The 25,535-nt window shown below is 69.1% G+C and carries 18 protein-coding genes; 3 read left to right on the forward strand and 15 right to left on the reverse strand.

Going from position 1 to position 25,535, the window contains the following annotated elements; all coding sequences use genetic code 11:
• Window positions 1–237 precede the first annotated feature (237 nt).
• Together D7W82_RS24675 and D7W82_RS24680 are read left to right on the forward strand one after the other, a co-directional pair.
• Window positions 238–2,295, forward strand: a complete 2,058-nt coding sequence (locus tag D7W82_RS24675; RefSeq protein ID WP_120620696.1) for a cation:proton antiporter — start codon at window positions 238–240, stop codon at window positions 2,293–2,295.
• Window positions 2,296–2,379: 84 nt separating this feature from the next.
• A complete protein-coding gene (locus D7W82_RS24680; RefSeq protein WP_120620710.1) occupies window positions 2,380–2,931 on the forward strand; it encodes a polymer-forming cytoskeletal protein in 552 nt (183 codons plus the stop codon).
• A 30-nt stretch (window positions 2,932–2,961) separates the two neighbouring features.
• On the opposite strand, the gene D7W82_RS24685 is transcribed toward D7W82_RS24680, so the two are convergent.
• From D7W82_RS24685 to D7W82_RS24705, 5 genes are all read right to left on the reverse strand, one after another.
• Complete coding sequence (locus D7W82_RS24685) at window positions 2,962–3,609, reverse strand: cysteine hydrolase family protein (protein WP_171425713.1); 648 nt, start codon at window positions 3,607–3,609, stop codon at window positions 2,962–2,964.
• 111 nt (window positions 3,610–3,720) lie between these two features.
• The gene (locus tag D7W82_RS24690) at window positions 3,721–5,646 is read right to left on the reverse strand and encodes a sorbosone dehydrogenase family protein (RefSeq protein WP_158617719.1); all 1,926 of its coding nucleotides are present in this window, start codon (window positions 5,644–5,646) and stop codon (window positions 3,721–3,723) included.
• A gap of 127 nt (window positions 5,647–5,773) precedes the next feature.
• Complete coding sequence (locus D7W82_RS24695) at window positions 5,774–6,730, reverse strand: WD40 repeat domain-containing protein (protein WP_120620698.1); 957 nt, start codon at window positions 6,728–6,730, stop codon at window positions 5,774–5,776.
• Window positions 6,730–7,425 (reverse strand): Imm52 family immunity protein, encoded by a 696-nt coding sequence (locus D7W82_RS24700; RefSeq protein ID WP_120620699.1) that lies wholly within the window; start codon window positions 7,423–7,425, stop codon window positions 6,730–6,732. The genes D7W82_RS24695 and D7W82_RS24700 overlap by 1 nt, the downstream gene beginning before the upstream one ends.
• Before the next feature lie 15 nt (window positions 7,426–7,440).
• Window positions 7,441–7,746 (reverse strand): Tox-REase-5 domain-containing protein, encoded by a 306-nt coding sequence (locus tag D7W82_RS24705; protein ID WP_158617720.1) that lies wholly within the window; start codon window positions 7,744–7,746, stop codon window positions 7,441–7,443.
• 467 nt (window positions 7,747–8,213) lie between these two features.
• Between D7W82_RS24705 and D7W82_RS24710 the strand changes: the two genes are divergently transcribed.
• Window positions 8,214–8,849, forward strand: a complete 636-nt coding sequence (locus D7W82_RS24710; protein WP_120620701.1) for an SRPBCC family protein — start codon at window positions 8,214–8,216, stop codon at window positions 8,847–8,849.
• A gap of 121 nt (window positions 8,850–8,970) precedes the next feature.
• Here D7W82_RS24710 and D7W82_RS24715 read toward each other — a convergent pair whose 3' ends face one another.
• From D7W82_RS24715 to D7W82_RS24760, 10 genes are all read right to left on the reverse strand, one after another.
• Window positions 8,971–13,368: a discoidin domain-containing protein gene (locus tag D7W82_RS24715; RefSeq protein ID WP_233587913.1), complete on the reverse strand. Its 4,398-nt coding sequence runs from the start codon at window positions 13,366–13,368 to the stop codon at window positions 8,971–8,973.
• A 252-nt stretch (window positions 13,369–13,620) separates the two neighbouring features.
• The gene (locus D7W82_RS24720) at window positions 13,621–14,289 is read right to left on the reverse strand and encodes a putative glycoside hydrolase (RefSeq protein WP_120620703.1); all 669 of its coding nucleotides are present in this window, start codon (window positions 14,287–14,289) and stop codon (window positions 13,621–13,623) included.
• On the reverse strand, window positions 14,286–14,840 hold the full coding sequence (locus D7W82_RS24725) for a hypothetical protein (protein ID WP_120620704.1): 555 nt from the start codon (window positions 14,838–14,840) through the stop codon (window positions 14,286–14,288). The genes D7W82_RS24720 and D7W82_RS24725 overlap by 4 nt, the downstream gene beginning before the upstream one ends.
• 13 nt (window positions 14,841–14,853) lie before the next feature.
• Window positions 14,854–18,162, reverse strand: coding sequence for a glycoside hydrolase family 2 TIM barrel-domain containing protein (locus tag D7W82_RS24730; RefSeq protein WP_120620705.1), 3,309 nt, complete (start codon window positions 18,160–18,162; stop codon window positions 14,854–14,856).
• Window positions 18,159–19,529 carry a GH1 family beta-glucosidase gene (locus tag D7W82_RS24735; RefSeq protein ID WP_120620706.1) on the reverse strand — a complete coding sequence of 457 codons (1,371 nt, stop codon included), beginning with the start codon at window positions 19,527–19,529 and terminating at the stop codon, window positions 18,159–18,161. Before D7W82_RS24735 ends, D7W82_RS24730 begins: the two co-directional genes overlap by 4 nt.
• Window positions 19,510–20,505 (reverse strand): ABC transporter ATP-binding protein, encoded by a 996-nt coding sequence (locus tag D7W82_RS24740; protein ID WP_120563083.1) that lies wholly within the window; start codon window positions 20,503–20,505, stop codon window positions 19,510–19,512. Before D7W82_RS24740 ends, D7W82_RS24735 begins: the two co-directional genes overlap by 20 nt.
• On the reverse strand, window positions 20,502–22,268 hold the full coding sequence (locus D7W82_RS24745; RefSeq protein ID WP_120620707.1) for a dipeptide/oligopeptide/nickel ABC transporter permease/ATP-binding protein: 1,767 nt from the start codon (window positions 22,266–22,268) through the stop codon (window positions 20,502–20,504). Before D7W82_RS24745 ends, D7W82_RS24740 begins: the two co-directional genes overlap by 4 nt.
• Window positions 22,261–23,244 (reverse strand): ABC transporter permease, encoded by a 984-nt coding sequence (locus tag D7W82_RS24750; RefSeq protein WP_120620708.1) that lies wholly within the window; start codon window positions 23,242–23,244, stop codon window positions 22,261–22,263. Before D7W82_RS24750 ends, D7W82_RS24745 begins: the two co-directional genes overlap by 8 nt.
• Before the next feature lie 2 nt (window positions 23,245–23,246).
• Window positions 23,247–24,890 carry an ABC transporter substrate-binding protein gene (locus tag D7W82_RS24755; RefSeq protein ID WP_120620709.1) on the reverse strand — a complete coding sequence of 548 codons (1,644 nt, stop codon included), beginning with the start codon at window positions 24,888–24,890 and terminating at the stop codon, window positions 23,247–23,249.
• A partial coding sequence (locus D7W82_RS24760) for a glycoside hydrolase family 16 protein (RefSeq protein WP_147439513.1) occupies window positions 24,887–25,535 on the reverse strand: 649 nt, incomplete at its 5' end. The genes D7W82_RS24760 and D7W82_RS24755, both read right to left, overlap by 4 nt.

Genomic DNA, 25,535 nt, shown 5'->3' on the forward strand with positions numbered 1-25,535 from the left:
CCCTCCCCCCGACCCCATCTCCACCCCTTCGCAGCAACCCCAGCAGGGCGGCTCCACCCACGATCAGTGGCAGGGCGCGCGCCTGTTGTGGAGCGGACTGCTGTGCCTGGTCATCATCGTCGGGGCCATTGCCCTCGAGCGATGCAACTGAGTCCGCCCTAACTTCCTGTCGTTCCGGCCCCGCGCAGAGCGGGCGGGGCCGGTCATCGCGAGCCCATCACCTCCAGAGGCGCCCCCATGCACGACGCCCACGCGTTCCTTCAAGCCCTCGCCACCGTCCTTTGTGTCGCGGCGGTCACCACGGTCCTCTTCCAGCGCCTGCGCCAGCCGGTGGTGCTGGGCTACATCCTCGCGGGCTTCATCATCGGGCCTCACGTCCCCATCCCATTGGTGGCGGACCCTGGCATCGTGCAGACGCTGTCGGAGCTGGGCGTCATCCTGCTGATGTTCTCCCTGGGGCTGGAGTTCAGCCTGCGCCGGCTGTTCGGGGTGGGCCCCACCGCGGGGCTCACCGCCGTCATCCAGTGCAGTGTGATGGTGTGGCTGGGCTTCATCATCGGCCGCGCCTTCGGCTGGACGATGCTGGAGAGCCTGTTCACCGGCTGCTGCATCGCCATCTCCAGCACCACCATCATCGCCAAGGCGTTCGACGAGCAGAACATCCGGGGCGCGCTGCGCAGCATCGTGGTGGGCATCCTCATCGTGGAGGACCTCATCGGCATCCTGCTGATGGCCATGCTCACCGCGGTGTCCAGCGGCACCGGCCTGTCCGCCGGGGACCTGGCGTACACGGTGGGCCGGCTGGCCGCGTTCCTCGTGGGGCTGGTCGGCATTGGCCTGTTCGTCGTGCCCCGGTTGATGCGCTACATCACGAAGCTCCAGCGGCCGGAGACGACGCTCGTCGCCAGCGTGGGCATCTGCTTCGCGGGCGCGCTCCTGGCGCAGACGTTCGGCTACTCGGTGGCGCTGGGCGCGTTCCTCGCGGGCTCGCTGGTGGCGGAGTCCGGCGAGGGCAAGGAGATTGAACACCTGGTGCAGCCGGTGCGCGACCTGTTCGGCGCGGTGTTCTTCGTGTCGGTGGGCATGCTGATCGATCCGGCGCTCATCCGCGAGCACTGGCTGGCCATCGCGGTGCTCACCACCGTGGTCGTCCTGGGGAAGATCCTCAGCGTGTCGCTGGGCGCGTTCTTCACGGGCAACGGCACGCGCACGTCCGTGCAGGCGGGCCTGAGCCTGTCCCAGATTGGCGAGTTCTCCTTCATCATCGCGGGCCTGGGCCTGTCCCTGAAGGCCACGGGCACGTTCCTCTACCCGGTGGCGGTGGCCGTGTCCGCCATCACCACGCTGACGACGCCGTGGCTCATCCGCGCGTCCGGCCCCATCGCCAACTGGGTGGACCGCAAGCTGCCGGCGCCGCTACAGACGTTCGCGTCGCTGTACGGCAGCTGGGTGGAGAACCTGCGCACGTCGCCGCGCCAGAAGACGGTGGGCGCGCGCGTGCGGCGCATGGGGCTGTTGATGCTGCTGGACGCGGCGTTCATCACCATCATCGTCATCGGCACGTCGGTGCTGCTGCCCCAGGTGACGGAGTTCATCGACGAGCGCATGGGCTGGGGCAAGACGATGACGCCGTGGATCGTCATCGGCCTGGCCACGGCGCTGGCCCTGCCCTTCTGCGTGGGCATCGTGCGGATGGGGCGGCGGCTGGGCGTGGTGCTGGCGGAGGGCGCGCTGCCGGCGGCCGCCAACGGCAAGGTGGACCTGGCGGCGGCGCCCCGGCGGGTGCTCGTGGTGGCGCTCCAGCTGGCCAGCGTCTTCATGGTGGGCGTGCCGGTGCTGGCCATCACCCAGCCGTTCATCCCCGGCGTGCCGGGCGCGGTGCTGCTGCTGGTGTCCCTGGGCGTGATGGGCTTCGCCTTCTGGAAGAGCGCCACGAACCTGCAGGGGCACATGCGCGCGGGCGCGCAGGTCATCGTGGAGGCGCTCGCGGCCCAGTCCCACGCCAAGGGCGAGGAGGACGAGCCGTCACAGGACGTGCTGCACGGCGTGCGTCAGATGCTGCCCGGCATCGGCGAACCGGAGTCGGTGGCGCTCGGCGCGTCCAGCGCGGCGGTGGGCCGCACCCTGGCGGAGCTCAACCTGCGCGGCATGACGGGGGCCACGGTGCTGGCCATCCGGCGGGGCGAAGCGGGCGTGCTGGTGCCCACCGCGCAGGAGGTCCTGCGCGCGGGGGACATCCTCGCGCTCGCGGGGACGCATGAGGCCATCGACGCGGCGAAGGGCGTGCTCGGCTGACGCGGGGCACCGGATGCAATGGGGGACGCGGCCGGCCGTAGCAAGGGCATGCCGCTCCCCTTCCGCGTTCCGGAGGTCTCCGCCATGCGCCGCCCCTTCCTTCCCACCCTGTTGCTCGCCTGTTCGCTGGCCGTGCCTGCCCTGGCGGCGGAGCCGGCGAAGAAGCCGGCCAAGGCTCCCGCCAAGACCATCTGCGTCAACGTCAAGGACGGGAGCAAGGCGGTCCAGGGGACGAACCTGGTCATCGAGCCCGGGGAGAAGATCAAGGACGCGGTCGCGGTGGACGGTGACGTCATCGTGAAGAAGGGCGCGGTGGTGGACAACGACGTGGCCGCCATCCGGGGCCGCGTCATCCTGGAGCCCGGCGCGAAGGTGAAGGGCGACGTGGTGTCCATCGGCGGCGAGGTGCGGGTGCCCGCGGGCGCGCACGTCGACGGGAACGCGACGGCGCTGGGCGGCAAGCTCCACCTGGACCGGAAGGAAGACGTCGGCGGCGAGCAGGTCAACTTCTCCCTGGTCTTCAACGGCGACGACCTGGTGAAGGAGTTCGTCGGGAAGGCGCTCGACGAGGATGCGGGCAAGTGCCACATCCTCGATGACGACGAGGATGACGACGACGGGGACAAGGACGTCTGAGCCGTCCTCCTTCGTGTCAGGCGTCCCCCGTCACTTCCATTCTGGCGGGGGCTTGCGCGTGGCGCGGCGCCGCGAGCGGGGTTGCAGGTGCACCTCGTCCCCGCGGCAGACGCGCACGCGCAGGAAGCGCTGGAGCTGATCCAGGGCCAGGTCGTGGTCCTTGTCGCTCTCCGCGCAGCAGCAGTCGCTGAGCACGGTGATCTTGTACTCGTGCATGTGCGCGTCGTGGGCGCTGAAGAAGACGCACAGGTTGGTGGCGATGCCCGCGAGCAGCAGCTTCTTCGTGCCCAGGTGCTCCAGCAGGGGCACCAGCGACGTGGCGAAGAAGGCCGAGTGCTTGGGCTTGAGGATGAAGTAGTCGTCCGGCCGGGGCTTGAGCGCGCGGGCGACCCGCTGGCCCCGGCTGTCCTTCCGGGTGCAGTGCTTGTAGACGTCCGTGAAGCTGCTGCGCCACAGGTCGAAGTTGTCGTTGACGTAGATGACCGGGACGCCCGCCTTGCGCATCCGCTCCGCGAAGGGGCCCAGGCGCTCCACCATGCGCAGCGCCCAGGGCAGGACGTTCTCACCGCCGGGGAACTCCAGGTCGTTGATGACGTCGATGATGAGCAACGCGGTGTCATGCCGCCGCTCGTGCGGCGTGCGCGTCTGCTTCCGGACCGCCTGGCGCGGCTTCGCCACGTCCACCTCCCCGTGGCTGAACGCTAATCATCCTCCCGCCGGGGGGTGGAGTCCCCGCGCGGCAGGATGTTCGCTGGCCGCCAACCTCCCCCAGGTGCTGTGCGCGGCGGGTTACCGCCGGGCGCGGCGGGGCCTCCACACGAGCCCCGCGAGCAGCCACCAGGCCAGGACACCCGGAAGCGCGCTGGCGCCGGCACTGCACCCGCCGGATTCGTCCTCATCGGGGCCCGTCACCGTGCCGCCGTCGTGCGCGGAGCCCGCGTCCGCCCCGGTCCCCGCGTCCGCACGGGTCCCTGCGTCCACCTGGGCACCGGCATCCACTCCGGTGCCCGCGTCCGCACGGGTGCCCGCATCCACCTGAGTGCCCGCATCCACCTGGGTGCCTGCGTCCACACGGGTCCCCGCGTCCACCTGGGCTCCCGCATCCACCCCGGTCCCGGCGTCCACACCTGCGTCGCCTGCCACGCCGCCGTCGCCGGGCCCCTGAGGCAGGTCGTCGTCCACCGTGCGGGCCTGGACGGTCACCACAGGGATGTCCTGGGTCGGCGTGAACGTGAGGGACGCGTATTCGACCTGCGCATCCGCGTCGTGCGGCGCGCGCAGCGTCACGAATTGCGGAACGCTCCAGTTCTCCCGCGTGAAGCGAAGCGAGCCACCCTCCACCAATACCAGGTCGCCCTCGCCCCCTTGCAGCACCACCTTGACCCAGACGTCCACCAGCGGAGGCATCGCCAGGGACACCGTCACCGTACGGGTTCCGTCCTCCGGGACGACAAGGTTCAAGGGAGACACGCTCAGGGCCTGAGTCAACGGCACCGGGGTGACCCGATGGACCCCTCCGTGGTGGCTGAGAATATACAGCGCCCCGTCCGGCCCCTCGTTCACGTCAACGAAGCCGCCGCCCGTCTCATAATTCATGAAGATGTGTTCCCTGGCCACGGAGCCATCCGCCGCGAACTGCATCCGATGCAGCATCCCGCGGAAGTCCGTGAACAGGTAATTGCCGGAGTAGCTCTGGGGGAAGCGCGTCCCCTTGTAGAACATGCCTCCCATCGTGAACTCGCCCTCCGGCCATCGCTTGAGATAGCCGCCGCCGCTCACCGCGTCCGGCTCCGGCTGGTCCACGGTGAACGACTGCGAGGAGGGATGACCCTTGATGTAGAACTCGCCGTTGAAGCTGGGGTTCGCGACATCGAAGATCGAGACCCGCGTTCCCTTGCGATACCAAGATGAATTGTAATAGCCGCCGACCAACGTGTAGGTCGCGACGCCGTTCTGCCGCACCGCGCCTGTCGCCGTGAACGTGGTCTCATCATTGACACCGGGCAGGTATGAGTACACCGGCGCCAGGTATCCCGCGGGCTGGTTGTTCTCATAGTCGGGCCAACCCCCATGGTCTCCCGCGCTGACGCTGAAGATTTGATTGGCCCCCGGGCCTGAGACATTGGCCCACAAGCGCCCGGTTCCCGGCTGGAAGACCAGCCCGTAGAGGTTGTGGAAGCCCCGGGCCCAGATGCTGTCCACGTTGGGGCCCGCCCCGTCGTGGAAGGGATTGTCGGTGGGCACGGTGCCATCCGGGCGCACGCGGTGGATCTTTCCCGCCGCGTTCGTCAGGACGTCCGCGCTCCGGAGGCCCTGGAGCGTCCCCACCCCGAAGTACAGCATTCCATCCGGACCGAAGGCGAGCCCTCCGCCGTCATAGTCGAGCACTCCCGCCGGGAGCCCGCCCACGATGACGGTGCGATTCACGCCGACGCCACCGACGTCGGTGTACCGGAAGATCTGCAACGTGAAGCCCGGCATCGCCGCGAAGAAATAGACGTAGCGGTTGTTCGCGAAGTTCGGATCAAAGGTCATGCCCAGGAGGCCTTGCTGCTCGTTCCCCTGGGTGAATGACTCGGAGATGAAGGGGGTCGGCTGCACGACCCCGTTCTTCACGACGAGAACCTTCCCAGACATCGTCGCCACGAACAGGCGGCCCGAGCCGTCCGGAACCCAGCCCATCCGGGTGGCGTCGCTGGCCGTTTCAAAGGTCACCCAGCCTTCCTGGACCTCGAGGTCACGAGCCGTCTCGACGGGTTGGGCATGGACGCGGGCGGCGGTCAGCAATGCCAGGGCAAGCCAGGGGGCGATGGGGCGCATGCCGCGCAAGCTACCATCGATCTCAGGGCCGGGGCTTCACCCCCCAGACGCCCACCTTGCCGTCATCCATGCCCCAGCACACGAAGCGCCCGTCGGGGGAGAAGTTCGCGCTGCTGCCCTGCATGTCATCCAGGTCCGAGTAGCCGAAGACGTCCCGGCCCTCGTGGACATCGATGACCACGAACGCGCTCGTGTCCGCGCTGGCGGCCAGCAGGGAGCCATCGAAGTTGAATTCCATCTGCATGGCACCGGAGGCCGGAGCCCCGATGACCCGATGGGTTTCCAGTCCGGGGAGGCCCAGGAACAACAACTCGCCACCGGAGTTCGCGGCAACCAGCGACTCCCCTGACGGCGTGAATGCCACATTCCAGATCCGCTGGGTGTCGATCGTACGGGACCCCACGGGCTTGCCTGTCTTGGCATCCCAGAGGCGAACGGAACCGCATGTCGCGGCACCCTCCTGCTCCTCGGCGACGCCGACGGCCGCATACCGGCCATCTGTCGACAGCGCGCAGCCATAGAGGAACGCGGGGTCCTCCAGCCGCCACACGAGCCAGCCGCGCTCCAGGTCCCAGAGCAGGACACGGCCCTGGCCGGACGCGAGCAACAGGCGCGTTCCATCCGACGACAGGCACGCGCTGGCGACGGACCCACCGGTTTCCACCGAGGACAGCAGCGTGCCGTCGGAGACGGACCAGGTCTGGAGGGTGCCGCGAGCGGTCACGGACAGGAGGCGCTGGGAGCCAGGGAGGAACCCCGCGGCCACGCAGCGGGAAACGGAGTGCGCGAAGAGCGGAGTCGCCGCTTCCGAGTGCAGGTCCCACCAGCGCAACGGCGTCCCACCCTGCTTCTGGACGGATAGCAGGTAGCGCGACGACGCATCCCACGCCAGCCGCTGCCACCGCGAGTACTGCGACAGCTCCGGCTCCCCCAGCGTCCGCAGCAGGGTCAGATGTTTCGCGGTGTCCGGGGTCAGCATCAAGGCGCTCCTAGCGGTTCCAGCAACCCGGCCCGTTGCAACTGGTCCCGCACCTCTTCCGCGAGCGCGACATGCTCCGGCCTGCTCAGCGTGAATCGTTCCGGGGTCAGGATGACGAGGGTGCCCTGGTCCTCCACGGGTTCGACTCGCACGGGGCCTGGAAGCGGCGGCACCGGACCGCGCTCCCGGGAGAAGTACGTCATCCATCCGATGAACGTGCCGACGTCGCCGGACTCTGTCACCGAGTCCCGGTGCTCGTCGGAGATGACGACGCCCCACTCCGGCTCCCAGGCCCCCACCATCGCCTTCAGCACCTGGGACGCTCTCTGCGCGGAGAGGAGTCCTCGTGCGGCGGGAGTCCAAACGCAGAGGTCCACCGCAGCCGGCACCGGAGACCCGCAGGAGAAGTTGACGACACTGCTGTCGTCAGGACTTCCATTCCATGCGGCGAAGGAGATCTCGCCATCGCCTATCTGGTACTTCGCCTTCGTGAGCAGTTGCTGAAGCGAAAGGGCATCCGGGCTGAACCGGCTGTTGAGCGCCGACTCCCGGGAACGGGCTTGCTCGTACCAGGTCGCGAGGCTCGGATCCGTGGACGCCAGTCGCTGGAACAGGGCCTCGGCCCGCCGAGCATAGGTCTCCAGCGGCTCGGGCCTTCCGGGCCAGTACGCCCCTGCGTAGTAGGTTTCAGTCATCAGCCGTGAAGACGTTCAGCGCGCAGGAGTGAAGATGACGGGGATCCGCCCCAGACCATTTCTCTTGAAGAGCGCCCGTACGTAGTCCGCGACCTTGCGCTCCGCGAAGTGCCATTCCACGGGAAATCCACGGGCGACCCGCTGCTGCCGTTTGGCTTGCCGGACCATGTCAGTGAAGCCCTCGAACCATCCGCCCTGCTCCACGGCCAGCTCGAGGAACTTCTCATAGCCCGGCCCCTTGGCCTCCAGCAACACGCCGTTGGTGAACCCGTCGAACTTGACGCTGTCGACTTCGTAGAACGGAAGGCTCCGTCCCTCCACTTCACCTCTGCAACCTTCTGCTGCGTGCGGCCATCCAGCGCCCACGCGAGGTAGCCGTCCGGCCGAAGCACTACCACCTGCTCGCGGGCGAAGCGTTCCACCCGCAGCTCCAGTTCCTCACGCGACACGTCGCCGTCCGCCAGCACCTCGCGCATCAGGAAGCCCGCGGCCATTCGTGGAGGGAACGAGCCCAACGTCACGGGCGTCTCCGTGAGCCGTTCGAGCACTCCCACCGCGTCCTCGGGGGTGAAGGGATTGCGGCGAGGGGGCAGTTCGTCCACATCCTCCAAACCGGCGTGGATCAGCACCTCCTCGAACACATCCGGCTGGAGGAACCGCGGCGCCCCCTGATGACCCGCTCCGCACGCTGCGTCATGGTGGCGCGCGCGCTGGGGGGCTTGAGCCGGACCGAACGGGCGGCCTAAGACGCGGCCGCCCTGTCCAGGGAACCTTTTTCGAGGAACTTCATGTTCAAGAAGATTGCCATTGGCGTTGTCGCCGTGCTCGCGCTGCTCGCCGGCTTCATCACCACCCGCCCCGATACCTACACTGTCACGCGCACCACCACGGTTCCGGGTGCTCCCGACGTCGCGTTCGGTCTGGTCAATGACTTCCACCAGTGGAACCAGTGGTCTCCCTGGGACAACCTCGACCCGAACATGAAGAAGACCTTCGGCGGCGCGGAGTCGGGCGTTGGCGCCACCTATGGGTGGGTGGGCAACAACGACGTGGGCGAGGGTCGCATGACCATCCTGGAGGCCACCGCCGACGCGTCCGTCCGCATCAAGCTGGAGTTCGTCAAGCCCTTCGAAGACAGCAGCATCACCACCTTCACGTTCAAGCCCGCCAGCGACGGCACCACCGTCACCTGGACCATGGCCGGCGAGCACACCTTCGTGAGCAAGGCGATGTGCCTGTTCATGGACATGGATCAGATGATCGGCAAGGACTTCGAGAAGGGCCTCGCCAGCATGAAGACCGCCGCCCAGGCCGAGGCCACGAAGCGCGCGGAGGCCGAAGCCGCTCGCAAGGTCGCCGAGGCCAAGGCCGCCGAGGAAGCCGCCGCTGCCGCTGCGCCCGCCGTCGCCGCGCCCACTCCGTAGTCAACGGCCGACACCTCGCCAGGGCAGGAGCACGACACGGATACGGACCCGGGTCGTCCTGCAAAAGAAAGAGGGGCGGCCCGTGACTCCGGCCGCCCCTCCCCTCTCTCAAGCGCTCACCCTACTTCGTGAAGGTGATGGGCCCCGAGGACAGCGTGGTGTTGTTCGCGCCATCCACCGCGCGCACGCGCCACGTGTGCGAGCCCGTGGACAGACCGTTCAGCGTGGTCTGCTCCGTGCCCACGCCGTACACCTCGAACTCCCACAGCGAGTAGCCGTACGCCGTCGCGCGCTGCACGCCGCGCATGCGCACGAAGCGGCCCACGCCGGCCACCGTCCAGTCGTCGATGCCACCGTCGCCGGTGTCCACCGTCCTCAGCGCCGTCCAGGTCGTGTTGTCCAGCGACGCCTCCAGCACGTAGCGGCGGCCGTACGCGGCCTCCCAGTTCAGCACGATGCGCTTGAGCGAGTAGATGGCCCCCAGGTCGATGGTGATCGACTCCGTGTCACCCGTGGTCGCCGTGCCCACGCTGGACCAGCGCGTTGCCAGGCTGCCGTCCACCGCGTCGTTCGCGCTGCCGAACTCCACGGACGTGGCGTAGGCGTTCTTGCCCCGCGCCAGGTTCGTGCCCGCCGGCACCGGCGCGCTGCGTAGGATGGACGGCGAGCGGTCCGTACCGTCCACGATGAGGACGTACTCCGCCACGCCCGCGCCCACGTCCGTCGTCTGCTCCCAGATGAAGCGCGTGGACGTGCCCGGCACCGACTGCCCGGCCGACGGCGACAGCGCCGCGAAGGCCGCGGGCGGCGTCGTGTCGTTCAGCGTGAAGGTGAACGTCGCGGACTGCGTGACGCCGTTCGCCCAGTTGAACGCCTTCACGAACCAGGTGTGCGTCCCGTTCGCCAGCTTCAGCCCGTCCAGCGCCGCCGACGGCGTCTGGGTGATGGCCACCGGCATCGCGCCGCCATCCAGGTACACCTCGTAGCGCTGGATGCCCGTCTGCGGGTCGCTGCTCGCCGCCCAGGTGAACGCCGGACGCGTGCCGGTGATCACCAGGTTGTTCGTCGGCGTGAGCAGGTTGAACGCCACGGGAGGCGTCGCGTCCGTCAGGCCGAAGCCCTGGATGCCCGCGCCGTACTGGAACAGCGGGTTGCCGTACGTGGGCGGCACCGGCTGGCCCGTCGCGATCTTCTGGCGGATGGCCGCGCGCTCCGCGTCCGTCGCGCCCAGGTCGAACGGCAGGTCCCACTTCTCCAGCTGGTTGTTCTCCACGTCCGTGCCAATCTGGCTCATGGAGCGCGGCAGCTGCCACGGCGTCTTGCCCCGAGGCAGCACGTCACCGAACAGCACGTCCGCCACCGCGTAGCCGCCCATGTCGCCGGGGCGGTACGCCAGCATCAGCGCGTTGGAGATCGGCACCACGTTCGTCAGCACGTAGGGGCGCGGGCTGATCAACACCACCGTCGTGGGGATGCCCCGCGACCTGAAGCTGTTGATGATGCCGTACTGGTCGCCCCACTTCGCGTCGTGGGCAGGGCCAACGGGGTCGCCCGGCAGGTACGGCTTCTCCTTGTCCCACTCCGTGCCGTGGGTGAAGTAGCTCTCGCCCACCACCACGATGGCAGCGTCCGGCGTCACGCCCGCGGGGGCGTTGTCCTTGTAGACCGTGAGCCCCGCGGCCTCCGCGCGTGCCTTCACCGCCGCGTAGATGGTCGGGTCGCCGAACTCGGTGCCGTGGAAGTCCGAACGCCAGGTCACCATGCACGACATGTCGTCCGCGCGAGGGCCCGCGATGACCAGCCTGCCGCCCGCCGGCAGCCGGATGGGCAGCGCGCCGTCGTTCTTGAGCAGCGTCATGGCCTCCTGCGCCGCGCGGCGCACCGCCGCCTTGCTGTCCGCGGTGTGCCACTGGGACGTGCCGGCCGGGCCCTGCTTGTACGGATCCTCGAAGATGCCCAGGCGGAACTTCAGGTCCAGGATGCGGCGCACGGAGTCGTTGATGCGCGCGACGGGGACCTCGTTCTCGAAGTTGGCCATGGCCTGCGGCGTCGCGCCGCCCATCACGTCCGAGCCCGCCGTGGCGGAGCGCACCCACGAACCCGAAGGCAGCCAGTCCGAGCAGATGACGCCGTCGTACTTCAGCTGGTTGCGCAGGTAGTTGAGGATGCCCGGGTTGTCACCCGCGCCATAGCCCTCCGGCCCCAGCAGCCAGCTGCCCGCGTAGCCCGGCATGATGCCGCTGGTGCCCGCCTCGATGGCCGCGTGCCACGGACGCATGTGGTAGTGAATCGTCGTGCCGTCGTAGGTGATGCCCGCCTCACCGCCAGCGCCCTGCCCCGGCCAGTGCTTCGTCGTCACCCAGATGGAGCTCGGGTTCACCTCCGGGCCGCCCTGGAGGCCCGCGATGAGCGCGCGGGTGATGCCCGCCGCCAGGTCCGCGTCCTCGCCGTTGCCTTCCTGCGTGCGCGGATACAGGACCTTGGTGTTCACCTCCGCCAGCGGCGACAGCGTGCCTCGGCTGCCAATGGCCAGCTGCTCGCGGCGCTGGATGTCACCCATCTCGTAGATGGTGTCCAGGTCGCGCGTGGCCGCCAGCGCCGGCTGCGTGGGCCAGCTCGTCTTGTAGCCGTGGATGGTGTCCCCCGCGTCGATGTGGGGGATGCCCAGGCGTGTGGCCGCGGACGCCTTCTGGAACATGGGGATGTCCGTGGGCGACAGGGGCCCCATCTGGAAGCCGGCCTCCGGGTACGTCTTGGCGTCGTAGAACATCTGCAGCGCCTTCTCCCGCAGCGTCATGCGGCCCAGGAGGTCGTTCACGCGCACGGAGATGGGGTTGTGCCAGTCCTCGTACGGCTCAATCGTCCCGTTCTTGTTCAGGTCGCGCACGCCGTTGATGAGGTTGACGCCGTCCGCCTGCGTCTCCACCACCGGCAGGTACACGCTGAAGTTGCCGATGTCCGAGCGCGACGTGCTGCCGCCCGACAGCGTGGCCACGACGTACCACTTGTACGTCCAGCGGTCCGGCAGGTCCTCCGTGAAGGTGAAGGACGTGCCCGTCTGCGACGCCACCTGCGTGTACCTGTCCAGCAGGTTGCCCGCCGCCATCCAGTCGTAGTCGTTGCGCGTGAGGTTGACGTAGAGCTTGTAGTTGGTCGCGCCCGTCACCGCGGCCCACGACAGCGTGGGACGGCGGGTCGCGGTGATCATCGCGTTGTTGGCCGGCGCGGCCAGCCGAAACGCCCCGGCCACCGGCAGCGGCGCGGGCGCCACGTACGGGTCCGGGATGATGGTGGGGTCGCGCGGATCCGTGGGGCCATTGCCCGTGGAGAAGATTTCGACGTTCCAGTCCGCGCCCTGCACCGCCAGCGCCGTGACGGACTGCGCGCGCTGCTGCACGCCGTTGTAGTCCACCACCGCCAGGCGGATGTCCGTGTTGGGCTGCGTGGGAGAGAACTGGTTCTTCGACAGCGTCACCGTCGTGTTGGGCGGGAACGTGAGCTGGTACGTGAAGGGCCCGGGCGGGTTGCGCACGGACGGCGTGGTGTTGCCCTCCTCCGGCACCGGCGTCACCGACAGCGGCGCGGGCGACACGTTGATCTTCGCGTACGCCAGCTCCGGGAAGTTCAGCTTGAGGGTCTGGTTGGTGGTCTGCGTGGGCGGCGGCGTGGTGCCCCCGTTCTGGTAGACCTCGAAGGACCACAGCGAGTAGCCGTAGCCCGTGCCGCGCTCCGTGCCGCGCATGCGGATGTAGCGCCAGGTGCCGGAGACCGGAATCTCCCTGCGGCCAATCGCGCCGTTGGTCACCGTGTTGAGCGTGGTCCAGGTGGTGTCGTTGTTGGAGCCGTCAATCGTGTACGTCTTGCCGTACGCGCCCTCCCAGTCCAGCACCACCTTGCCCACCACCTGGGACGAGCCCAGGTCCACGCGGATCCACTGCGGATCCACGCCCTGCGCGGAGGCCCAGCGCGTGTTGACGTCGCCGTCGAACGCGAAGCCCGGCTGGAGCCCCGCGGCGTCCGCCTCCACGCTGGACGCGGTGGCCGAGCGGTTGCGCGCCAGATCCGTATTGGTAGGAGGCGGCGTGCCGCCCGTCTCATAGACGGCGAACTCCCACAGCGAATAGCCATACGCGGGCAGCGCGCGGGTGACGCCCTGCATGCGGACGTAGCGGCCCGTGGTGCCGGACGGCAGGGACAGGTCGTCCGTCGCGCCATCGCCGGTGTTCACCGTCAGCGCGTCGGTGAAGGTGGTGTTGTTGGTGGAGACCTGGATCTTGTAGACCGTGGCGTAGGCCGCCTCCCAGGTGAGCACCACGCGAGAAATGGTGCGCGTCTGGCCCAGGTCCACGGTGATCCATTCATTCGCCGTGAAGCCGCTGGCCCAGCGGGTGCCACCGTCGCCGTCCACCGCGTACTGGCCCAGGAATGGAGCCTCCGCGGACGAGGTATAGGTGGTCTTGTTCAGCGCGACGTTCGTCTGCGCGTGGGCGTTGGAGGCGCCCAGGAACGACACCAGCATGAGCACCGCGGCGAAGGCCTGTAATAACCAGACACGCGGTGCTTCACTGAGACATGGGCTTGCGCCCCTGCTTGACAATTGCGGCAAGGATTCAGACATTGGGGGATGACTCCTTGAGTAGGAACAGCGACCGCATCCCTGCCCTGGCGACACCGCACGCGGGGGCGTGACGGTGGCGTCAAGACAAGGATTGGGCGTTCCGGCTGTCACACGGCGACAGCCGGCCCGCCTTTCCTGGCACTGCGTTCCTGCCTAGTCCGCGGTGAAGTACAGGTTGTCGAGCAGGAGCGACTGACCGGTCGTTCCACCTTCGGCCGCGAAGGTGAACGGTGACGACACGTCGTTGAGCTTCAGGCCCGCCGCGACGAAGTCCGCCACGGGGATGGCCAGGTGGTGCCACTCACCATCGTTCGCCCAGCCATATGGGGTGACGGCGAGCGGAGCGCCCTTCTCGGCGGTGCCCGTGCCGCTGGTCATGCCGATCTTCACGTTGGCGAAGGCGGCGTCGGACGACTTCATGCTGACGTGGAGCGTCTTCCAGGCATCGAAGTTGTGCGTCTGCTTCCAGTGCACGCCGAAGCCCATCCACGGCTTGCCGTTCTGGACGATGCGGTCCGCGGACTTGCCCTCGATGTGGTCCGGGTCGGACTCCACGTAGACGGTGTTCTCGTAGAGGTAGAAGTTGGAGTCGATGTTGTCGAGGATGATCTCCTGCGAGCGGCCCGTCTCGTAGAAGATGCCCACCATCAGGCGGGCCTTGCCGGCCTCGTAGGGGAACGGCCCCGGCAGCAGGTCCGAGGGCTGTGTCCCGCCGTCAGGGTTCGGGTTGCCCGGCAGCTCCTGGCCTGAGTAGTCCGCCGGGCCCGGATCCGGGCGGCAGGCGGCGAGCAGCAGCAACAGGCCCCACACTGGCTTCTTCATGGCTTCACCGCCCGGTCCGCACCACTGGAGGTCTTCACCATCACCCAGCCGCCCGCCACGGTGCCGCCCAGCTCGACGACACCCTTGTACGCGGGGGTCACCAGCTCGTAGGCCACCGTGCCGGAGGCGTCGTACGTCACCGCGTCCGGGAAGTTGTCGAGCACGGACTGGTAGGCCTTCACGGCCATCTCGCGCGTCTCCGCCAGGCTGGCCTGATCCGCCCGGCCCCGCTGGTAGATGGCGGCCAGGTTGAGGGCCACGTAGTACTGCGCTTCGCCATACGGCCCGTTCGCGAGCACCGTGGCCCACGCGTAGTAGCCCGCCACCGGGTCCCCGCCGGACTGGATCTGCCACTTCGTCTCCGTGCCCACCCCCGCCATCGCGAAGGGGTTGTTCGGATCATCCAGCACGGAGGTGTTCGGGTAGATGCCCATGGCCGGGTCGGTGACCGTGAAGGTCATCCCATCCAGCGGCTTGCCGTAGATGATGGTCGGGTCTTCGTAGCAGCCGGACAGCGCGGCCACGGCGGCCAGCAGGAAACCAGTCCTCATGATGCGTGTTCCCTCAGAGAGAAAGGATGGCATACGCGCCCACCTCGTACTCGCGACCCTTCAGGCCCTCGGTGATGCCCTGCTCGTTGAGGCCTTCCGAGTACTCGTTCAGCATTCGCACCAGCCCGCGCAGACCGAAGCGCGTGGTCACCGCGCCCAGCACCGGCTTCTTCAAGCCGTAGGACAGGTCCCCGCCCAGCTGCACCGGGTAGGTGAGGTTGAAGACGCGGTGGTAGTCGTACGGACCCCAGTCGTTGAAGCGCAGCTGGGCCGCCAGCAGCAGCGTGTCGTAGAGCGCGGATCCGTCCAGGCCGAAGCGGTGGATCTGCCGGCTGTCCTCACCCGAGGACTGCTGGCTGCCCACGTACGCCGTGCCGTACAGGCGCAGGCGCTGCGTGGGGTTGCCCACCAGGCGCAGGGACGTCTCCCACTCGTCGCGGGCCACCGGCGCGCTGCCGAAGGCGATGGTGCTGCCGTCCGCGAGGATGGCGATGCCCGCGTCGCGTGACGTGGGCTGGTGCCGGTAGACGATGTCCAGGCCCGCGGCGAACGGCGCGTCCTCGCGCATGTCGCGGTCCCACGACCAGAACCAGGTGCCCGGCGTCGGGTCGAAGGTGATGAGCAGCTCACCGCCCAGCGTCTCGCGGTTGTCCAGCACGCTGAACGCGTCCACCAGCACGCTGCGCGGCCGCACGCCCGCGTAGTACATGCCGGAGCCCGGATCATACGCGTCCGGGATGGTGGGGTTCGGCCCGATGAGGGGCCGCTGGTACAGGATGTTGGGCGACACCTGGATGGAGCCGAACTGCACCGCCGCGCCCAGCTGGCCCGCGTAGTGGTTGCCTCGGCCGCTCTCGCGCAGGCTCCAGCCGGTGATGATGTTGCCCTGCTCCGGTCCGCTGTCCGCGACGAGGCCGCGGAAGGAGGACTGCACCAGCCAGCGCACCGCCCCCATGTCGTAGGTGAGCCGCGCCTTGGCGCCCAGCGTGTCCAGGAACTGCACCTTGTCCTGGAGCACGTCATAGCCGCTGTTGAGGTAGCTGGGGCCACCTTCCGGAGCGGCGCGCGTATAGGTGAACGTCTCGCCAATGCGCTGGGGCGCGGAGAGCAGGCCGCCCACGTCCAGCACCAGCTTGCCGGTGGCGTACTGGAAGTTGAGCGCCGTCCTGCGCGCGATGCGCTCGCGCACCACGGAGGCCGTGGCGGACGACGCGCCTTGTGCCAGGTCCTCCTGGTGCACCAGCGTCACGTTCACCGGGCCTACGTTGTTGCGGTACTTCGCCACCACGGAGGGGTTGGCGCCCCAGTACAGCTCCGGCCCGACGGCGACCTTCAGCCCGTCCATGGCCTTCTTGCCGCTGAACACCACGCCGAAGGGCGCGTTGCCGTGGTAGATGTCCAGGTTCGGCCCGTAGTTGGCCTCGCGGTAGAGGTTGAAGAAGTCACCCTCCTCGCCCCAGTGGTAGTGGCCGGTGCGGTAGTAACCTTCCAGCGCGAAGTCCGAGCGGTCGAACTTGAACTCCGCCTGATACAGGGCGAAGCGATCCAGCGGGGACTGCTCGCGCGCCGGGGCGCCAGGGCCCACCGGGATGTCACCCGTGGTCGGCGTGGAGGGCGTGCCGCGGTTCTCGTAGAACAGGTTGTTGAGCCGGTTCTGCGCCACGTTGCCCACGACGTTGAACGACGCGCGGCCGTAGACGCCGCTCGCCGGCTGCAACGCCAGGTCGAAGAAGATGGATTCGGTGTGGTCCGCGGAGTTCTGGTTGGGCCGCACCGTCGCGATGCTTCCGCGCGACAGCGAGCTGTCCAAGAGCAGCCGCAGGTTGGACACCCGCACCGCGCTGAGCTCCTCCGTGCGCGCCAGCGCCACCGACGAGGTGTAGCTGCTGGTGAGCGCGGACGGACGGATGCCCGAGAAGTAGTCGCGGATGACGTCCGGGTGGGTCGTCGGTGCGTACGGGTCCAGGCGGAACACGGCCTGGAGCACGTAGTAGGCCGTGCGCGGCTGGATGCCGCTGATGCCATTGGAGTCCGGCGGGCCCAGGGCCGCGATGCCGAACCACTCCTCGTTCATGTTGTTCTGGCCGGGGACGAAGTCGGCCGCGTAGCCGCCGTTGGGCCACGTCGCGGTGGTGTCGTGGATGGACAGGTTGGATTCCTGGCCGTGCTTCCACCAGCCGTCCACCCACTGGAACACGAAGCCGCCAATGGCCGTACCGGACAGGCCCTGGCCGTAGCCCTCCAGGTAGATCTGCTCCCACTGCGTGCGCAGGTACTCCGCCTGCGCCACGTGGTCCTCGCGGCCCGCGCGAGCGTCATAGGCGTCCGCGCCGAACTCGCTGAAGAACACCGGCTTGTTGAGCTTGGCCTTCACCTCCGCGAACAGGTCGCGCGCGGTGGGGCCGCGGTAGACGTTCGTGCCCAGCACGTCCAGGTCCTGGCAGTGCTTGGCGATGAGGTCGATGTACTGGAGGTCGCCGTTGGCGATGGACACGGGGTGGTTCGTGTCCCGCTTCTTCACCGTGCGGGCCGCCTCGCCGTAGAGCGTGTAGAGCGACTCCGCGCGGGCGGCGTCCTCCTGGCCCGGCAGGGCTTCGATTTCGAACGACGTCCAGTGCAGGCCGTAGTTGTTCTCGTTGCCCAGGAGCCACATGAGCACGCCGGGCACGTCGCGGTAGATCTCCACCTTCTCCGCCAACGCGCCGAGGATGGCCTTGCGGTGCTCCGGGTTCGAGTAGTCGATGTTGGCGACCATGACCCCGTTCACCGGGTGGCCATAGCGTCCCATCAGCGGGTTGAGCAGCGTGTGGATGCCGTAGTTCCGGTAGATGTACTCGACCCAGACGGGCGGGATGTCGTCGAACTGGCGGATGGCGTTGAAGCCCGCGTCGCGCAGCAGCCCCATCTCTTTCGCCAGCACCTGCTTGATGAAGTCCTCCGGCTGCGTCCAGAGCGAGTACCGGTAGTTCTCACCGATGGGCGTGTAGCCCCAGTTCACGCCGTGGACGGGGAAGTCCTTGCCGTCCACCTGGAGCTTGAAGCCGCGCTCGTCGTGGATGATCCGCGTCACCGTCGTGCGCTTCGCGTCCGAGGGCGCGGCGGTCTGGGGCGCGGGCACCACCGGAGCGCGCGGGGCGTCCACGGGCGCGGCCGGAGCGGGCTCGGGCGTCGCCGGCACGGGCGCGGCGGCGTCCACGGGGCCCGCCGAGGGAGGCTGCGCGGCGGGTGGGGACTGGAGGGGCGAGCCCGCTCCGGACACCTGGGCCCAGGCCTGGGTGCCGCCGCACAACGCCAGACACGTCGTCAGGAAGAGCCTTTTCAAGCGGCCTGCTCCACGTCCAGCCCGTTCTGGGCCACGACGTCGCGATAGAGGTGGGCGCTGTCCTTCGGGATGCGCTGCTGGGTGGCGTAGTCCACCCACACCAGGCCGAAGCGCTTGGTGTACCCGTAGGCCCACTCGAAGTTGTCCAGCAGCGACCACGCGAAGTAACCGGCCAGCTTCACGCCCTGCGCGATGGCGTCACCGCACGCCGCCAGGTGCCCGCGCAGGTACTCCACGCGCTGCACGTCGTGCACGCGGCCGTCCGCGCTGGGGGCGGTGGAGTACGCGCAGCCGTTCTCCGTGATGTAGATGGGGCCCGGCTTGTATTCCGTTTCCAGATGAACCAGCAGGCGCGTGAGGGAGGCCGGGCAGACCTCCCAGTCCATGTCCGTCTTGTCCGGGCGCACGAACACGGTGCGGGGCGCGTTCTGCTCTTCCGGGATGCGGTTGCTGCGCAGGACGGCGCGCGAATAGAAGTTCACGCCCAGGAAGTCGGTGGGCGTGGCGATGGTCTCCAGGTCGCCGGGCTGGATGAAGTCCAGGTGCGAGGACGCGATGCGGCCCGCCTTCACGTGGTCTTCAATCACGTCCTTCGGGTAGCCCCGGCCGTAGAGCGGGTCCAGGAACCAGCGGTTGAAGCCGCCGTCGAAGTCGCGCGTGGCATCCGCGTCCTCCGGGCTGGGCGACGCGGGCTCGCCCGGCGTGAGGTTGAGGGTGATGCCCACCTCCGCGTTCTTCACGTTGGCGCGCAGCACCTTCACCGCGTTGCCGTGCGACACCATCAGCGTGTGCGCCGCAGCCAGCATCTTGGACCAGTCCTTGTGGCCCGGGGCGTGCTCGCCGTTGCCGTAGCCCAGGTAGCTGATGCACCAGGGCTCGTTGTGGGTGATCCACCGGTTCACGCGGTCGCCCAGGGCGCGGCTGATGACGTCCGCGTACTCCACGAAGGCGTCACCCGTGGCGCGCGCGGGCCAGCCGCCCTGGTCCTCCAGCACCTGCGGCAGGTCCCAGTGATAGAGCGTGACGAAGGGCTCGATGCCCGCGCCCAGGAGCGAGTCCACGAGGCGCGAGTAGAAGTCCACGCCCGCGGCGTTCACCCTGCCCCGGCCCTCCGGGAGGATGCGCGGCCACGCGATGGAGAAGCGGTAGGACTTCAGCCCCATCCAGCGCATCAGTTCGATGTCCTCCGGCCAGCGGCGGTAGTGCTCACAGGCCACCGAGCCGTCGGACTTGTCTTGGATCTTCCCCGGGGTGGCGGCGAAGCGGTCCCAGATGGACTCGCCACGGCCGTCCACGCGGGTGGCGCCCTCGATCTGATACGCGGAGGTGGCCACTCCCCAGAGGAAGTCAGGAGGAAACTGACGCATCGGCGGTAACTCCTTTCGGAACTTCAAGGTGGCAGCGGACGAGGTGATTCGCGGCCGGGAGGACGTCGGGAGGCGTGAGGGTGGAGCAGCGCGGCTCGGACACCGGGCAGCGCGGAGCGAAGGGACAGCCCACGAGCGGCGGCGGCTGCGTGGTGGGGCGCACCGGCAGCGCTGCCTGGAGGAAGTCGTCTCCATCCGGCACCGCGGACAAGAGCAGCTTCGTGTACGGGTGGCGCGGCTGGCGCAGCACTTCATCCGCCCTGCCCGCCTCCACCACCGTGCCCGCGTAGAGCACGAGGATGCGGTCGGCCAGGTGCCGCGCGCTCGCCAGGTCGTGGGTGATGAACAGGATGCCGATACCGCGCTCCTGCGTGAGGCCGCGGAGCAGTTGCAGCACGCCCTTGCGCGTGGACACGTCCAGCATGGACGTGGGCTCGTCCGCGATGATGACCTGCGGCTCCACCGCCAGGGCGCGCGCCACCGCCACGCGCTGGCGCTGGCCGCCGGACAGCTCATGCGGGTAGCGCTTCGCGAAGGCCTCCGCGGGCGTCAGGCCCACGGACTCCAGCAGCGACAGCACCCGCGTGCGCAGGCCCGACTTCGGCACCCGGCCGTGGCGCACGAGCGGCCGCTCCAGGTGGTACGCCACCGTGTGCACGGGGTTCAGGGACGCGAACGGATCCTGGAACACCATCTGCACCCGGCCGCGGTAGTCCAGCGACGCCTGCGCGCTGCCGTCCGCCAGCACGTCGCGACCGGCGAGCCGCAGCTGCCCCGCGTCCGGCATGTCCAACCGCGCCAGGAGCCGCGCCAGCGTTGACTTGCCGCTGCCGGACTCGCCCACCAGCGCGACGATCTCCCCCGGCTGGAGGGAGAAGGACACGCCCTTGAGGATGGGCTTGCGCTCGCGGGAGAAGAAGCCGCCGGCCAGGTAGCTGCGGGTGAGCCCTTCCGCCTCCAGGAGGGGCGCGCTCATCGGTGACCTCCGGGGATGGCGGCGACGCGCGTGGACGGCCGGGACACGGACAGCTCCGGCGCCTGCTGGACCGGCGGCGGCGCGGCGTCCTTCGCCGACAGGTGCGGGAACGAGGACAGCAGCAGCTGCGTGTACGGGTGGCGGGCCCCGGCGCGCAGGTTCGCGGACGTGTCCACCTCCACCAGCTTGCCGCCCTGGAGCACGCCCACGCGATCCGACAGCGCGAGCAGCAGCGGCAGGTCATGCGTGATGAAGAGCATGGCGAAGCCCAGCCGCTGCTTGAGCTCCACCATGCGCTGGAGCAGCTCCTTCTGCACCACGACGTCCAGCGCCGTGGTGGGCTCGTCCATGATGATCAGCCGGGGCTCCAGGGCCAGCGCCAGCGCGATACCCACGCGCTGCCGCATGCCGCCGGAGAGCTGGTGCGGCCACGCCGTCACCAGGTCTGGAGACAGGCCCACCATGCCCAGCAGCTCCCGAGCGCGAGCGTAGGACGTGGCGCGCGACACGCGGCCGTGCGCCGCGAGCGTGTCGTGGAACTGCTCGCCCAGCGTGAGCACCGGGTTGAGCGCGCTCATGGCGCTCTGGAACACCATGGACACCTGACGCCAGCGGAACGCGCGCAGGGCCGGGCCCTCCAGCGCGGTGACGTCCATGCCGTTGAAGAGGATGCGCCCCTGAGCGACGCGCGCGGAGGAAGGCAGGAGGCCCAGCAGCGCGGAGCCGATGGTGGACTTGCCGCTGCCGGACTCACCCGCCAGGCCGAACACCTCGCCCGGCGCCACGTCGAACGACACCGAGTCCACCACGCGGGAAGCGCCCTTCTCCGTCGCGTAGTCGATGCACAGGTCCTGAACGCGCAGGAGCACGCCCGGCACCGGCTTCTCCAGGTGCGCGCGCGGGGCGGTGCTCGCGGGCAGCGCCGCCGGCTTGTGCACGCGCAGCGCCGGGTTGGTCATCTCGTCGATGGCGGAGCTGACCAGCGTGAGCGCGAAGCCCACGAGCGCGATGCACAGGCCCGTGGGGACGAAGATCCACCAGGAGCGCGTGAGCAGCGCCGCGTCGTTGCTGGCCCAGTAGAGGTTGGTGCCCCACGTCACCGCGCTCACGTCGCCCAGGCCCAGGAACTCCAGGCCCACCTGCGCGCCCACGGCATAGAGCGTGTTTCCAATGAACGACGAGCCCAGCAGCGACGCCATGTTGGGCAACAGCTCCCGCGACACGATGCGCGAGTGGCTCTCCCCCGTCACCACCGCCGCGGACACGAAGTCGCGCCCGCGCAGCGCCAGCGACTCCGCGCGGAACACGCGCGCGTTCCAGGCCCACCCCGCCACGGTCAGCACCGCCACCATGCGCAGCGGGCCGGACGGCAGGTACGCGCCCAGCACGATGGCCAGCGGCATGCCGGGAATCACCAGGAACACGTTGGTGGTGAGCGACAGCACGTCGTCCACGCGGCGGCCCAGGTAACCGGAGGTGACGCCCACCAGCGCGCCCACCAGCGTGACGAGCGCGCCCACCGCGAAGCCCACCGCCAGCGTCTCGCGCGCGCCCACCACCGTCTGCGCGAGCACGTCCTGCCCCTGGCCGGTGGTGCCGAACCAGTGCGCCGCGTTGGGCGGCTGGTGCGGCCGGCCCACGAGCTCCGTGGGGTCCATCACGAAGAAGGGCCCCACCACCGCGAGCAGGAGGAAGAACAGGAGCAGAGCGCCGCCCACCGCCGCCTTCCGGTGGCGGGCGAGCCTTCGCAGGAAGTCACGCATGGGCGCGGGTCCTCGGATCCAACCAGAGGCAGATGAGGTCCACGGCGAAGTTCGCCGCGAGCACCGCCAGGGTGATGACCAGGAAGAGCCCCTGCATCAGCGGGTAGTCCTGGTTGCGCACCGCGAGGATGAGCAGGTAGCCCGTGCCCGGATAGGAGAAGACGATCTCCGTGAGCAGCGAGCCGGACAGCACGAACCCCACCGCCATGCCGAAGCTGGTGACGTTGGGCAGGAGCGCGTTGCGGGCCGCGTAGCGCAGCATCACCTGCCGGGGCGGCAGGCCGCGCGCGTGCGCCAGGCGGATGGAGTCCGTGCCCAGCGTGGCCACCATCGTGTTGCGCATGCCCAGCATCCACCCGCCCAGCGTGGCCACCACGATGGAGGATGCGGGCAGCACCGCGTGGCGGGCCACGTCCGCGGCGAACGCGAACGACAGCCCCGGCTCCATGTCGTGCCCGTACGCGTGGCGCAGCGGGAACCACCCCAGCACGAAGCCGAAGAGGTACAGCGCCAGCATGGCCAGCCAGAAGTACGGGAAGGCCCCCAGGAACGCGAGCGCCGGAGCCAGCCCCGAGTCCAGCCACCCGCCCCGGTTCCACGCGGCGAGCACGCCCAGGAACGACCCCACCACGAAGCTGATGATGACCGCCACGCCAGCCAGCCCCACCGTCCACATCAGGCCCGTGCCAATCACTTCCGACACGCGCGCGGGGAAGTAGGCATAGGACATGCCCAGGTCGCCCTGCACCAGGTGCTTCAGGTAGGTGAAGTACTGGGCGTAGAGCGGCGCGTCCGTGAAGCCGAAGGCGGCCCTCAGCGCGCCCATGGCCTCCGGCGCCACCTTGCCCTCGAAGCGCGCGAACATGGCCGCGGCCGGGTCGCCGGGGGCCAGGCGCGGAATCACAAAGTTGAGCGTGAGCGAGGCCCACGCGGCGATGAGGTAGAAGCCCATTCGCCGGAGGATGTAGCGGCCCATGGTCAGCGCTCCCTCGGGGACAGCTGCGTCAGCACCAGCAGGCTGTCGGGCTCCGCGTGCGGCGCGAGCCGCGCGTAGGGGTTCTGCTCGGTGGGGAAGCCCGTGAAGCGCGAGGAGTTGGACTCGCCCCAGGACGGGTTGGGGAACAGCGGGATAGCGGGCGCGGTGGCGGAGAAGCGCTGCTGCACCTGGGACATCAGCGCGTGCTGCTCCTCCGGCGTGCCGGCGCGCTCGAAGCGCACGAGCAGCTCATCCGCCTGCGCGTCGCCCATGCGGTGCCAGTTGGCCGCGGCCACCTCGCCCACCGGCCGCACCGTGCGCGGTGACAACAGCCACTTGTAGAAGTTGTACGGCGTGGGGCCGTCCAGCGACCAGGAGATGGCCAACTGGAACTCGCCCTTCTGCAGGCGCGTGAACCAGGTGCCGAACTCGTACGTCTTGAGCGTCACGCCGATGCCCAGCTTGCGCAGGTCGCGGCCCACCACCTGCCCCGCCCGCACCCAGTCCGACCACCCGCTCACGACCTCCAGATCCAACGCGAAGGGCTGCCCGTTCTTCAGGCGCCGCAGGCCATCCGCGCCGCGCGTGAGGCCCGCGTCGTCCAGCAGCTTGTTGGCCGCGTCCAGGTCGTAGTGCGTCCACGCGTCCTTCGCGACCTCCGCGTCCTTCCAGCCGGTGTACGCGTCGTTGAGGGCGGTGGCGTCCGCGGGGCGGGTGTAGCCATACATGGCCACCTCCACCAGCCGGTCGCGGTCCAGCGCCATGCTCAGCGCCTTGCGCACTCGCACGTCGTCCAGCGGCGCGCGCGTGGTGTTGGGATAGAGGAAGACGGTGCTGCCGTAGAGCGGGAACCAGCGCGCGTGGTGCGCGGGATCCCGCGACACGAAGGTGCGGTCCACAGCCGGCACGAAGTTGCCCGCCCAGTCCACCTCCCCCTCCACGAGCGCCATGTTGGCCTGATCGTTGGTGGGGAACGCGAGGAAGCGCAGCGCGGACACCGCGGGCTTGCCGGGCTGCCAGTAGTGCGGGTTCCTGCCCAGTTCGTAGACCTGGTTGCGGAACAGCGTCACCTGGGTGAAGGGCCCGGTGGCCACCGGCTCCGGGTTGGTGAACGTCACCGGGTCCGCGACGTCCTTCCAGACGTGCTGGGGCACGATGATCTGATGCGCCAGGTCGCTGAAGCCCGGCAGGTACACGCGCGAGAAGCTGAAGGCGACGGTGCCCTGGGCTTCCGCCTTCACGTCCGTGAGGAAGCGCCACACGCCGCCCGCGTCCAGCGCCGGGTGCTGCTTGAGCAGGCCGAAGGTGAAGACGACGTCGTCCGCGGTGAAGGGCTTGCCGTCGGACCAGCGGACGCCGTCGCGCACGTGGAAGCGCAGCGTGAGCTGGTCCTCCGACCACGCGTGGCCGGTGGCGAGCCACGGCACCCACTTGCCCTGCGCGGAGCTGAAGATCTCCATGCACTCGTACACGCCCGCCCGGGTGGGCCAGCGCGCACCGGCGCCCGCGAACAGCGGGTTGAAGTTGCGCACCCACGCGCTCTGCTGCTCCACGGAGACGAAGAGCACGCCCGGCGGCCGGGGGCGCGGCTCGGACGAGCACGCCACCAGCAGCGCCAGCGGCAGGAGCGCGCGGGCGAACCTCACTGCGCGGCCCTTTCGTAGACGCGCACGTAGTCCACCTTCATCGTCTGAGGGAACACCGTCTTGGCGTCCGGCGGCCCCACGAACGAGCCGCCCACCGCGACGTTCAGGATGATGAAGTGCGGATGGTCGTAGACCCACTTCCGGCCGGCGGGCAGGCTCTTTGGCGTCACCTCGAAGAACACGGTGTCGTCCACGATGAAGCGCAAGAGCTCCGGCTCCCACTCCACCGCGTAGATGTGGAAGTCCTCGGCGAGCGGCGGCCCGGAGACGGCGTGCTGGCGGCCGATGTTCGAGCCACCGGAGTAGCCCGGCCCGTGCACCGCGCTGCTGACGACAGAGGGGATCTGCCCCTTGTGCTCCATGATGTCGATCTCGCCGCAGGCCGGCCAACCGACGGAGTCCACGTCCGCGCCCAACAGCCAGAACGCCGGCCAGATGCCCCGGCCCGTGGGCAGCTTGATGCGCGCCTCCACGCGGCCGTAGGCCTTGGCGTAGCGGTTCTTCGTCGTCAGGCGCGCGGACGTGTAGTCGTTGTTGCCGTAGCGCTCACGGCGCGCGGTGATGGCCAGGTGGCCCTCGCCGTCCAGCGACGCGTTCTCCGCCCGATGGGTGTTGTATTCGTACTGGCCGTTGCCCCACCCGTCC

The sequence above is a fragment of the Corallococcus sp. CA049B genome, assembly GCF_003611685.1.
In the GTDB taxonomy this organism is placed as follows: domain Bacteria; phylum Myxococcota; class Myxococcia; order Myxococcales; family Myxococcaceae; genus Corallococcus; species Corallococcus coralloides.